This window comes from Paenibacillus abyssi, from assembly GCF_014640295.1.
In the GTDB taxonomy this organism is placed as follows: Bacteria; Bacillota; Bacilli; order Paenibacillales; family Paenibacillaceae; genus Paenibacillus_D; species Paenibacillus_D abyssi.
Map to the genome: position 1 here is coordinate 120,033 of NZ_BMGR01000003.1, position 11,807 is coordinate 131,839.

Annotated in this window: 9 protein-coding genes; 7 read left to right on the forward strand and 2 right to left on the reverse strand. The window is 49.2% G+C overall.

Annotated elements, in window-relative coordinates:
- Positions 1–25 precede the first annotated feature (25 nt).
- Positions 26–199, reverse strand: a complete 174-nt coding sequence (locus IEW11_RS05185) for a hypothetical protein (RefSeq protein WP_188529689.1) — start codon at positions 197–199, stop codon at positions 26–28.
- 220 nt (positions 200–419) lie between these two features.
- Between IEW11_RS05185 and IEW11_RS05190 the strand changes: the two genes are divergently transcribed.
- The 3 genes from IEW11_RS05190 (at position 420) to IEW11_RS05200 (ending at position 3,689) form a co-directional block, all read left to right on the forward strand.
- Positions 420–1,007: a TetR/AcrR family transcriptional regulator gene (locus tag IEW11_RS05190; RefSeq protein ID WP_188529691.1), complete on the forward strand. Its 588-nt coding sequence runs from the start codon at positions 420–422 to the stop codon at positions 1,005–1,007.
- Between the two features lie 32 nt (positions 1,008–1,039).
- Positions 1,040–2,446, forward strand: coding sequence for an MFS transporter (locus tag IEW11_RS05195; RefSeq protein WP_188529692.1), 1,407 nt, complete (start codon positions 1,040–1,042; stop codon positions 2,444–2,446).
- Between the two features lie 136 nt (positions 2,447–2,582).
- On the forward strand, positions 2,583–3,689 hold the full coding sequence (locus IEW11_RS05200; RefSeq protein WP_188529694.1) for an N-acetylmuramoyl-L-alanine amidase family protein: 1,107 nt from the start codon (positions 2,583–2,585) through the stop codon (positions 3,687–3,689).
- Positions 3,690–3,749: 60 nt separating this feature from the next.
- On the opposite strand, the gene IEW11_RS05205 is transcribed toward IEW11_RS05200, so the two are convergent.
- Positions 3,750–6,125 carry a beta-propeller domain-containing protein gene (locus IEW11_RS05205; RefSeq protein ID WP_188529696.1) on the reverse strand — a complete coding sequence of 792 codons (2,376 nt, stop codon included), beginning with the start codon at positions 6,123–6,125 and terminating at the stop codon, positions 3,750–3,752.
- A 236-nt stretch (positions 6,126–6,361) separates the two neighbouring features.
- Between IEW11_RS05205 and IEW11_RS05210 the strand changes: the two genes are divergently transcribed.
- From IEW11_RS05210 to chvE, 4 genes are all read left to right on the forward strand, one after another.
- Positions 6,362–7,369, forward strand: a complete 1,008-nt coding sequence (locus IEW11_RS05210) for a substrate-binding domain-containing protein (RefSeq protein ID WP_188529698.1) — start codon at positions 6,362–6,364, stop codon at positions 7,367–7,369.
- A gap of 50 nt (positions 7,370–7,419) precedes the next feature.
- Positions 7,420–9,222 carry a cache domain-containing sensor histidine kinase gene (locus IEW11_RS05215; protein WP_188530194.1) on the forward strand — a complete coding sequence of 601 codons (1,803 nt, stop codon included), beginning with the start codon at positions 7,420–7,422 and terminating at the stop codon, positions 9,220–9,222.
- Between the two features lie 3 nt (positions 9,223–9,225).
- Positions 9,226–10,452, forward strand: a complete 1,227-nt coding sequence (locus tag IEW11_RS05220; protein ID WP_188529700.1) for a response regulator — start codon at positions 9,226–9,228, stop codon at positions 10,450–10,452.
- Between the two features lie 261 nt (positions 10,453–10,713).
- Positions 10,714–11,796 carry a multiple monosaccharide ABC transporter substrate-binding protein gene (chvE, locus tag IEW11_RS05225; RefSeq protein WP_308422695.1) on the forward strand — a complete coding sequence of 361 codons (1,083 nt, stop codon included), beginning with the start codon at positions 10,714–10,716 and terminating at the stop codon, positions 11,794–11,796.
- The last annotated feature ends 11 nt before the right edge of the window (positions 11,797–11,807 follow it).

The following is an 11,807-nucleotide window of genomic DNA, read 5'->3' on the forward strand; positions in this document are numbered from 1 at the left end:
AGTGTGTAGAGGGATTTACTGCAAGTTAATCCCTCTGAAGGCCGCATTGTTTGGCTAAACTCGGCCAAGTGGCTTGAAGAAGCCCCTCCCATTTGTCGTCAGGCAGCCGATCAATCCAGATTGCGATTTGATCAAGGCCCATTTCCTTCAGTTTATTTATGACTGCTTCTTTTTCCGCTTCTTTTGTTGCCAGTACCACCATCATCACCTCGGATAAAGTATTCAAACAGAACATATATATGCTGGGAAGTGAAAATATGTGACAACGTTTATTTATTTTAACGCGCGAAATATCGCTGCTCGCCTATGGACGGTGGCAGCCTTTTTGTTTTGACAGCTTTTCTGTGCTGGGGTATGATAATGGTTGTGATGTTAGTGCTCACTAACATAGATCATTCCGATGAACAGGTTGTGATGGCATGAACGAGTGCACGAATAATACAGCCGACAAGCTGCTGGCTGCAGCAGCGGAGCTGATGGCGGAAAAAGGGTTTAAAGCCGTTACGACAAAGGAGATCGCTGCTGCTGCAGGCGTCAGTGAGATGACATTGTTCCGATATTTCGGTACCAAGCAGACCGTGCTGGAGCAGGTGATCGACCGTTTATATTATACGAAATCGATGGAGGAGCTGTTCGCAGCGGAGCTCTCTTGGGATTTGCGGTCGGACTTAACCCGCATTAGCAACAAGTACCAGTCGTATATGACCGGAAATCGAAACTTGATTCTGATCCTGCTCAAGGAATCCCATAGTGTGCCGGGCATGCAGGAGACAGTCTCCAGGCATCCGCGAAGGTTAAAGGAATTGCTGATTGCCTACTTCGTACAGATGCAGGAGCAAGGCAAAATGATTCCATGCTCTGCTGAATCGCAGGCAATGCTTTTTATATGGACCAATTACGGCGCCTTTATCGGCCGGTTGTATGCGAATGAGCTTATCACTCCCATATCGGAAGAACAGTTTGTTGTTGATAGTGTAGCGTTATTTGTAAGAGGCTTAACGCCTTGAAAAATATAGGTCAAAGAGGTGAGAGAAAAAGAATGGGGCAGTTCGAAAGTATACGTAATGAACAAAGGCCGGTACCGTCGAGGCATCTGGTTCAAGCGCTCTGTTTCGTGCTTTTCTTCTCGGTGATGAACGCGACGATGTTTAATGTTGCTCTTCCCGAAATCGCGGCTGAATTCCAACTGCGTCCTTCCTCTGTTAGTTGGATTGTAACCGGATATTCTGTTCTGTATGCGCTGGGCTCCCTGTTATTCGGCAAGATGGCTGACAAATACCCGTTGAAAAGATTGATTACGATCGGGCTGTTGTTGTTTGCCGGAGCTTCGGCGCTGGGCTTTTTCTCGAATTCTTATGCGCTTGTGTTGATTTCCCGGTTCATCCAAGCTGCTGGAGCATCGTGTGTACCGGCATTGGTGATGCTGATCCCGGTACGGTTTTTTCCGCCGGAACAGCGCGGTAAGGTCATGGGCGTCATTGCGTCAACGATTGCATTCTCATCAGGGCTGGGCCCGATTGTCGGCGGCTTTATAGCCGGGCATTTCCATTGGACCGGATTATTTCTTATCTCGCTGGCTGCGCCTGTAGCGCTGCCTTTCATCCGCAAGGCGCTTCCCGATGAAGAGCCTCGCAGCGGGGAGAAGATCGATCTTGTCGGAGCGGGCCTGCTTGGCGTAAGCGTAGCGGCATTTATGCTGTCCGTCACCCAGTTTAACGTGTGGTGGTTGGCAGGGAGCATCATTATGATGGGATTGTTCATTATGAGGGTCCGCAAAGTGCCGAATCCGTTCATCCGTTTATCGTTGTTTCGTATATCCGCTTTTGTGCATGGGCTGGTCATTGGCTTCATCGCTTTGTTTGCGGTGTTTGGCATTTTTCTGATTACACCGATTATGTTGAAGGGCATTCATGGCCTGGACGCCCAATCCATCGGATATGTGCTTTTTCCTGCGGCGATGCTGGCTGCGGTAATGGGGAGGTTCGGAGGTCAATTAGTCGATTCCCGCGGCAGCAGGTATACCTTGTTTATTGCTTTTATAATTCTTTCCTTTGGACTGCTGAGCCTATCCTCGGTTACAGGGCTCTCACCATGGGTAATCGCACTGGCGCTGCCTTTTGTTAATATTTCGTTTACGTTCGTGCAAGCCGCATTGGCGAAGACGGTTTCCTCGGCGCTTCCGAAAGAACAGACTGGAATTGGCATGGGTGTCTTTAACCTGGTTAACTTTATGGCGGGGGCCATCAGCGGAGCGATGGTAAGCAAAGCGGCTGAGTTTGATTGGAGCGTTTTGAACGTTACGGCAGTCGGCATGCCTTCCACCTATGGTACAATATATTTCATCCTTACGCTTCTAACGATCATCAACATTGTGTACATCCTTGCCAAGCTTGATCGGGAGCGTACGATCCCGGTTATCAGGCAGGAAAGAGCCCATGAAGGATAGATTAACGATCGATTTACTGAGCTCCCCGGTATTACCGGAGGAGTTTTTTTGTGCAAAATCTATTATTATCTGCCATTATTCTACTAAAGTTGCTATAATAGCAATAATCATTCTATACATAGCAGAGAGGTAATCGATGAAAAATTTGATTTCTGTCATTTTGATCTGTCTTTTACTGAGTACGGTTTGGTCCATTCCGGGCAAAGCCGAGGCTAGCGGCATTAGCGGTTATTACAAGGTATATGCCGACTCGCTTAATGTCCGTAGTGAGCCTAGCTCGAAAGGAGCGGTAATAGGTTCATTGAAAATTGGCGACGTTGTTTCCGTATCCAAGGAAGCGCATGGCTGGCTGAGCATCTCCACAGATCAACTGTCCGGTTGGGTGGCTGGTTACTATTTGAAAAAGGTAGACGGCAAAGACGCGAAAGCAGCGGTTAAGCCCGCTGAACTGAAAGCGAAGCCAGAGGCCAAGCCTGCTGAGCCGATAACGAAACAAGTAACCGTATTAGCGGATGTTTTACGGGTTAGAGAAGGTCCGGGAACCAATCATAAAGTGTTAGGCTCTGTATATGCGGGGGATCCGCTGATTGTCTTGAATGGCAAAGAGGGCTGGTATCAGGTGGAATCTTCGAATGGACAAGCAGGCTGGGTATCCAGCCAATATGTTGGAGAAGCCGGTGCACAGCAGATACAATCCGGAAAGCTGCAAGGCAAGGTTATTGTGATCGACCCCGGACACGGGGGGAATGACCCGGGGATGATCGGCGCCAAGCATGAGACGCTGGAAAAGGAGCTCAATCTGCAAACGGCTCTCTTGCTGGCTGAGAAGCTGCGCAATCAAGGCGCCCAGGTGGTCATGACAAGAACGAGGGACGATGAGAAGCCCAAGCTCTCCGAGCGGGTAAAGGTAAGCCAATCTGCGGCAGCGGACGTATTCGTCAGCATTCATTACAACTCTTCGACAAAGAAGACCTCCGGAACATTGACCTTCTATTACGCGGATAAAGATGAACGCGTGGCGAGGGCGATCGAAGGGCGGTTGTCCCAAGGGACCGGCTTGAAGAGCAATGGCATCGCATTTGGCAACTATCATGTGCTGCGGGAGAACAGCACCCCATCTGCATTAGTCGAGCTAGGATTTTTGTCTAATGAGAAGGATGAGGAAATTGTCCGTACATCCGATTATCAACAAAAAGCGACAGAGGCAATCGCACAAGGACTAATCGATTATTTAACATTATAAGAAGTCGGGCTTACCGACAATAGCTAAGGCCGGGATTCAATTCCCGGCCTTACTGTTTTGTTAACGCGTTGGCTTATTCAGCGGACTTTTCTCTTCAGGGTATATGAGTTCGCCCTGCTGCCGCAGATGACCCAGATCGCTTGCTATAAGCTTGCGTTCGGACAGGGTGTACAGTGTATCGCCCGCATACAGGATACGGCGAACGGCTTTGCGGTAATCGTAGCCGTTTCGATTGCTTGCAGCCAGCTCTTCATCCGATAGATGGGAGATGCGTCCGCGCAGCGTGAAGCCGGATTCAGGATCGATGTGATACACGTAAGCGCCTTGATAAGCGAACTTCCCGTAGCCGGGAAACTCTCCAGATTCGATTGGTTTTTTGTTTTTTATCTCCATAAGCTGCAGAGGGAACGCCATCAGTCCTTTATTGCGGGAAAATAAGAGTGCCTTATGGTCATAGAGCAGATCGGAGTGGGTCCCCCGGTCACCGATGATTTCTTTAAATTTTTCTTTCGGATGATTGACATCCGATACATCGAACATTGCAATCTTCATGCCCTGATAGAACGCCATCGTTTCATCAGGCCCGATGCCGCTGGAAGGAACTTCGATCGTTTCTTTACCGAAACCGATCAGATGATTCTCGTCATACGGATGAAGGTAGTCGCTGTATCCGGGGATTTTCAACTCGCCTAATACATTAGGGCTGGCAGGGTTGTTCAGGTCAATGACGAACAATGGGTCAACATTGCGGAATGTGACCATATAAGCGCGTCCGCCCATAAACCTGGCAGAGTAAATTCGTTCCCCCGGAGCGAGTCCTTCCAGCTTGCCGATTGTTTTCAATTGCTCATCAAGCACATAAAGGTTGTTCCTGGAGGTTGCTTCACCGCTCGCCCACATATCGCCATCGGTTGTGGCTATGCGGAAGTAACCCTCATACTCGTCAAGCGAAAATTGGTTTAAAATCGTTCCCGGAACGGTACCTTCGCCGATGTAGACGACCTGTCCCTGGTCCAGACGGAATTTGTGCACCCGGGTCTCTTGGCGATAGGTATCCCCATCTTGCAAATAGCTGCCGATCGCGATATACAAATGTTTAGTCGATGCATAGATCGTCTGGCCGGAACCAAGATACGCGGATACCTGCATCGCTTGATCCGGACGCTCCAGATCGAGGGCGCCGATCATTAGCGTACTGCTTTCGGGTGATGCCGGGAAATAACGAATGTCTTCCAGCGGCAATGTCATCAGCTCGCCGGATGCAGCGCTATCCTTGTACACCGGCTCGAATGTTGAGGCATTCAAGTCATTGGCGCCGGATTCCATGATATGGTATATGTTATTATATTTGTTGGTTACAAGATATAAGGCACTGCCAACCTTGCGCGAGGAAATGTAACTCCCCTCCAGCTCTACTTCTCGCGAGAGCTGTGGGCGACCTTCGCCGTCCACATCGTAGATCATTGCCTTCACCGTGCTGCGCATCGGATGCCTAGGCGGCCAAATGCCGATGCTTGCTTTGGATTCTGCGGTAAGGCTATCCTTTTGCAGGGAACTCTCCTTACCATTGCCGGTAACTTCCTCGTCCTGCATGGCCATCATTACGTTATGTTGGCCGATGACGATCAGGCGATTATCGTCGACATACAGCTCCTGCGGGAAAAATTGTGATTCTTCCGTGTAGTCGATCGTTGCGGCAAGCACCGGTGCAGCGGGATTAGAAATGTCCGAGATAAACACCCGGGAACCGCTGAGCTGATAGATGAAATGGCCGTCGGTCTTCGCCCAATCTGCCTCATCTACTCCATCGACCTGGACGTTTGTTTTTGAATAAGCCCCGCCTGATGCCGCAGAGGCGGCAGCGCCGCTGTCTGCCGCGCTCTCCTCCGCTATCTCATTGCGGCTGTATACTTTCATATTATTGTTGTTCAGCTGCTTCAGCAGCTCACTCAGCTTTTCGGCTGTCCCGATGACTGGCAACACGGCAGGATCGTCAATCCGGATGATCCGGTTGATTCCGTCCCAAGCGACGACTGCTCCAAGCGATTCGGATATCGCCCGCAGCGGTACCATGGTCACATTGCCTTGCAAGCGGGGAGCGGTATCCAGCTCGATGATTCTTCCATCTACAATAAGCGCGGTCGATCCTATCCTGACCGCTGCAGATCTTTCCTCACGGCTGAGGATAATGGTTCTGTCCCCATTGTCTTTGTTCCAGCTCACTGCAGCGCCAAGCGCCTCGGCCACCTCGCGCAGTGGAACTAAGGTCGTCTTGTTTTCCATAATCGCCGGAGTAGCCAGCTGTATCGGCTGGCCGTGCATGATGATTTCAACGTTGGCCGGAGCGGCTGTCGATTTTGTTAGTTGCCCAACTGCGGCAGGCGATATGAACAGGATGAACGCCAGCAATGCGGCGACTGCTCCTTTTCTTCGCATGTATAAACCTCCCCATAATAGATTCGTTTAGCGCTTAAGTTCGTATAAGATGTTATTCTCTTTGACGAACTCCTGGGGAGCAAGGTTGCAGTCCATTCGATTAATATTGCCGCCGTCTTGGATGGCGAAAGATATGCATAGAACCAATCAAGCGATTGGTTCTTTTCTATGTCCATTTTTCATGTTACTATACTTTATGCATTTGCGAACGGTTTATATTGAAAGGGGTTACAACGTTGAAAAAGCTAATTTTTGTTTATGTTCTATTAATTGGTAGCTTTCTGCTCTATTTATTTACTTATCTGCGCGGCGCTTCGGGAGATGAACAGATTCAGGCGGGCTTGCAGGGAAGTATTGATGAAAAATACGTGATGGTTACCTTTCAAGCGGGCATTGACTATTGGAAAAGCATACTGAAGGGCTTTGAGGATGCTGCACAAACCTTGAACGTCTCTGTTGAATACCGCGGATCGACCCGCTATGATCTGCAGGAGCAGATCACGGTGCTGGAGCAGGTCATTGCCAAGAAGCCGGCCGGCATTGCGATTTCATCGATGAATCCCGATGCGCTGACGCCAACGATCAATAAAGCTATCGATGCGGGGATTCCGATCGTCTCCTTTGATTCGGGCGTTATGAACAGTAAAGCGTATTCCTTACTCGCTACCAACAATTATGATGCCGGAGTGGCTGCTGCCCACAAAATGGCCGAACTGGTGGGGCGTTCCGGTGAGGTTGGCGTTGTTACGCTTCCTAATCAACTGAATCATAAAGAGCGGACGCTCGGGTTTGAAGAAACGATCCGCAGCGTATATCCCAAGATGCGTGTCGTTGCCGTTAAGGATGGAAAGGGAGACCAGGTGCTTTCCAGACAAAGTGCGGTTGATATGATGACGGCGTATCCGGAGTTGAAAGGGATTTTTAATACCGATGCCATCGGCGGGATCGGAATCGGGGAAGCGGCGTGGCTGCAGCAGCGGGCGAAAGATTTAAAGATCATCGCATTTGATACGGACAAAGGAACGCTGGATATGATTAAGGAAGGTACAATCTCGGCAACGATTGCGCAGGGCACATGGAATATGGGATATTGGTCACTTCAGTTTTTGTTCCATCTCCATCATGGGCTGGCTGGACCGATGAACGGCCAATCGTCCTCCAGCACTTATCCGCTGCCTGTGTATGTTGATACCGGCATTACGGTTGTGACTAAAGAGAACGTTGACGATTATATTGCGAAGTAGCGTTTATGGATAAGGGGTGAAAGGCTTTGCGTTTGCGGGAAAGGTTTGAGATGAATAATTTGCCGATACGGTACAAGCTGATCACTCATTTCTTGCTGATCAGCATATTGCCGTCCATTGGCCTGGGACTGTTGATCAGTTGGACCGTGGATCGCATTATTGAACGGCAGGTGGCTGACAACACGCTCCAATTGATCAGCAAGGTAAATAAAACATTGGAATCCTACGTTGACAATATGCAAAATATTACGTACTTTATTGCATTCAATCCGGAGGTAAAGCAATTTCTTACGGAGCAGGAGGCGGAGCGGGAAGCGGGGACAGATTATAATATTCGCCAGTTTTTGCAGGGCTTCTCGAATTTGCATTCGGAAATTGCGGGCATTCTGGTTGTGAACAGCCGGGGAGACTATATCAGCAACGAGCTTTATGCACGAACTGATCAACCGCTGACAGAGGAATATTGGTACAAGGATGCGGTGGACAAGAAAGGGATCTTTACTATTATCGGACAGCCTGTTGGACGCAACCTTACGTCGCATATTTACTATAAAGACAACGAGGTCGTTACAGTCGTGAGGGCAATTTTGGATCCTGACACACAGCAGGTGCAGGGTGTCGTGCTCATCGACCTTAAGATTCGCGTGATTGCGGAAGCTGCCAAGGATGTGCGGCTGGGAAAGACCGGTTATCTTACGATAATGGATGACCGCGGCGAGATGATCTACTCCCCTTCCGAGCCCTATATTACTAATATTCCAAAAGAATGGCTGGATGAGAATCCATCAGGCAGCTTCTCCAAGCAAGTAGAAGGGAGAAAGCTGCAATTCCTGTTCCGCACCTCTTCCTTTACGAACTGGACAGCTGTAGGCGTGTTCTCTACGGAGGGCTCGGTATTCGAGGTGCAGGAAATTCGTTTCTATGTGATCAGCTTTGTTTTCTTTGTTTGCTTGCTGGGGAGTGCGGCATCATTGTATTTATCACACAGCATTTCCAGACCGATCGGGCAGTTGATGTCGTTCATGGACAAAGCGGAATCCGGCGATATGACAGTACGTTATTGGGGAAGCCGGACAGATGAAGTGGGACAGCTTGGACGCAGCTACAACAACATGTTGACCCAAGTTAACAAGCTGATATCCCTAACTGAGCTGCAGGAGCGGCAGAAGCGGGAAGCCGAGCTGAAAAGCTTGCAGGCGCATATTAAACCGCATTTTCTCTATAACACCTTGGATACCATTCATTGGATGGCCCGCAAAAAAGGAGCCGACGACGTAGCCGAGGTTGTGGATGCCCTGTCCCGGTTATTCCGGATCGGCCTGAGCAAAGGAAATGATATGATCACGATCATTGATGAATTTGAGCATATTCACAGCTATCTCAAGATTCAGCATACCCGGTATCGGGATAAGCTGAACTATTCTGTGCAGATCGCAGAGTCGGTTCAGGAGCTGTCGGTTCTAAAGCTGCTGCTGCAGCCGATTGTAGAGAATGCGATCTACCATGGGATCAAGGAGCGAAGAGGACCAGGGCATATTCTTATTTCCGCAGAGGAGCAGGATGGGAATCTTGTCATTCGAGTAGAGGATGATGGAAAGGGAATGTCGGAGGAACAGCTTAAGCTGTTAAGGCGCAAGCTGGCCGATTCCATCACAGAGGATGAGGTCAATGAAGAAAAGGATTCCAGCGGGTACGGGATTATGAATGTTCAGGCAAGAATCAACCTGACGTTCGGAGACCCTTACGGACTTTCGATTGAGAGCGAGCTGGGGCAAGGAACAACGGTTACGATTGTCCATCCAATCATCCGCATGGACAAGAGACAGTCTATTGATTTGGAAGAGGGGAAGTAAGCCATGGAACAAGCTTGGAAGGTTTTGATCGCTGATGACGAATCGATCATCAGAGAAGGCATTCGCGAAGCGGTGGATTGGAGCTCGCTCCAGATGGAGGTTGCTGCGGAAGCCGAGGATGGGGAGGAGGCGCTCGAGCTGGCGCTGCTGCATCGCGTTCACATCATGCTGGTCGACTTAAATATGCCGATCATGAACGGCATCACGCTTATCAAGCATATTCGGGAGAAACATGCCGACTGCAAAATTATTATTATTACAGGACATGATGAGTTCACATATGCACAGGAAGCGATCCGGCTTAGTGTCGACGATTATATTCTAAAGCCTGCTCGTCCTGACCAATTAGTAAAGGTACTTGAAAATGCCCGCCGCGATTTGGAATTGATGGAACAGAAGAATGAGCATTTAAGAATGGCCTCGCAGCAGATTAATAAAAATTTTCCGCTGCTTAGAGAACGGTTTTGCCATGAATGGCTTGGAGGCGATCTGACCAGGGAGGAAATTACGGAGCAGCTTCAATTTCTGCAGCTTCCGGTTAGCTGTCCGAAGTTATGCGGCGTCATTCGCTGGCCGGAATTGATCGTGAATCAACCGTTGATGAAAGAAAGCGATCGGCAATTGCTCTTGTATGCGATCGAGAATATCGTATCGGAATGGCTGGAGCCTTATCAAAAAGTGATGTTTCGAGACCACTCCGGACTTATCGTACTAATTGCTTGGGAAGGGATCCCGGAATCTGTCTTGAAGGAAATTGAGAGATCGGTTCAAACCTACTTGAAAATCGCCGTTTATTTGCATTTTGAACCGGTAGAGGATGGCGTGACGGCCGTGCCTGCCGCATATCGCCGCTGCAAAACCAATGTTTACCGGGAAGCGCACATTTCGCCGATGGTTCGCCGGGCCCGCCAATATATACGTGACCACTTCACAAATCCCGAAATGACGCTGGAGCTGGTGGCCCAATCGCTGCAGGTATCGCCGGTGTATTTGAGCCGGGTTCTCAAGCAGGAGCTGGGCATTTCCTTCGTCAGCCTGCTCACGCAGCTGCGGATCCAAAGAGCGATTCAGCTTTTAAATACGACAACCATGCAGATTCAGGAAATTGCAGAAGCCGTCGGTTATGACACACAGCATTATTTCAGCACGGCTTTTAAGAAGGTGACCGGCGCATCGCCGAATCAGTATCGCAAAGGCGCCGCATTTACAGAAGACGGGGGTGTCCCATAAGTCATCGATGATGACGATGGGACACCCCCTTTCTCTTAAAAGCTTTGGTTGTACCGCATTCACTGCGCAGTCGAATGTTCTTCCGATCGCTGACGCTTCTCCAGAATCATTCGATCTGCTTCGTTTGCACATTTTTATGCGAGCGTTTTCACAAAAGTAGATTTTTTATAAAAAGAGTAGTTTTATTGCAAAGACCCGTTATTCGATTCTCACTATAATCAAGTTATTACTTCAGGCAAGGAATGAAAGGGGTAGAAAAAGATGAAGAAAGTATGGACCGGATTGGTAATGGCAACATTGGTGCTGGCTTTAGCGGCTTGCGGCGGCAACGGAGGAAGCAGCAGCGGCGGCGGAGAGGCTGGAAGCGTAGGAATCTCGATGCCGACAAAATCCTCCGAGCGCTGGGTTGGCGACGGGGCTAATATGAAGAAGGAATTTGAAGCCTTGGGTTACTCGGCTGACCTGCAATACGCGGAAGACGTTGTGGAGAACCAAGTGTCCCAGATTGAAAATATGATTACCAAAGGCGTAGATGTCATCGTTATCGCTCCAATCGACGGAGAAGCGTTGACAGATGTACTGAATAAAGCAAACAACGAAGACATTAAAATTATCGCTTATGACCGTTTGATCAAGAAAAGCGAGCATGTCAGCTACTATGCAACCTTCGATAACTTCAAAGTAGGGGTGCAGCAAGCATCCTATATTGAAGAAAAGCTGGGCTTGAAGGATGGAAAGGGTCCATTCAACATTGAGCTGTTTGCCGGATCACCGGATGACAATAATGCTTATTTCTTCTTTGATGGCGCGATGTCGATTCTGAAGCCTTACATCGATTCCGGCAAGCTGGTCGTCCGCAGCAACCAAACGACGATTGAACAAGTGGCAACCTTGAGATGGGACGGCTCGCTTGCACAGTCCAGAATGGACAACCTGCTGAGCGCGAATTATTCCACAGAGAAAGTGGATGCGGTTCTGTCCCCATATGATGGCATCAGCATCGGAATTATTTCCTCGCTCAAAGGTGTCGGTTATGGCAGCGAGAGCAAGCCAATGCCGATCATTACCGGCCAGGATGCGGAGCTTGCTTCGATCAAATCGATCATTGCCGGCGAACAAACGCAGACGGTATTTAAAGATACCCGCGAATTAGCGAAAAAAGCGGTAGCAATGGCTGACAGCCTGCTGAAAGGCGAGGAAGCGGAAGTCAATGACACAACAACGTATGACAATGGCGTTAAGGTAGTCCCTTCTTACCTGTTAGAGCCGGTATCGGTTGATGCCACTAATTATTCGGAAGTACTCGTGAACAGCGGTTATTACACGGAAGATCAGCTGAAGTAGTACGAAGTATT

Coding starts and splice junctions, on each gene's coding strand:
- IEW11_RS05190 (WP_188529691.1), top strand. CDS start 420: ATGAACGAGTGCACGAATAATACAGCCGACAAGCTGCTGGCTGCAGCA.
- IEW11_RS05195 (WP_188529692.1), top strand. CDS start 1,040: ATGGGGCAGTTCGAAAGTATACGTAATGAACAAAGGCCGGTACCGTCG.
- IEW11_RS05200 (WP_188529694.1), top strand. CDS start 2,583: ATGAAAAATTTGATTTCTGTCATTTTGATCTGTCTTTTACTGAGTACG.
- IEW11_RS05205 (WP_188529696.1), bottom strand. CDS start 6,125: ATGCGAAGAAAAGGAGCAGTCGCCGCATTGCTGGCGTTCATCCTGTTC.
- IEW11_RS05215 (WP_188530194.1), top strand. CDS start 7,420: ATGAATAATTTGCCGATACGGTACAAGCTGATCACTCATTTCTTGCTG.
- IEW11_RS05220 (WP_188529700.1), top strand. CDS start 9,226: ATGGAACAAGCTTGGAAGGTTTTGATCGCTGATGACGAATCGATCATC.
- chvE (WP_308422695.1), top strand. CDS start 10,714: ATGAAGAAAGTATGGACCGGATTGGTAATGGCAACATTGGTGCTGGCT.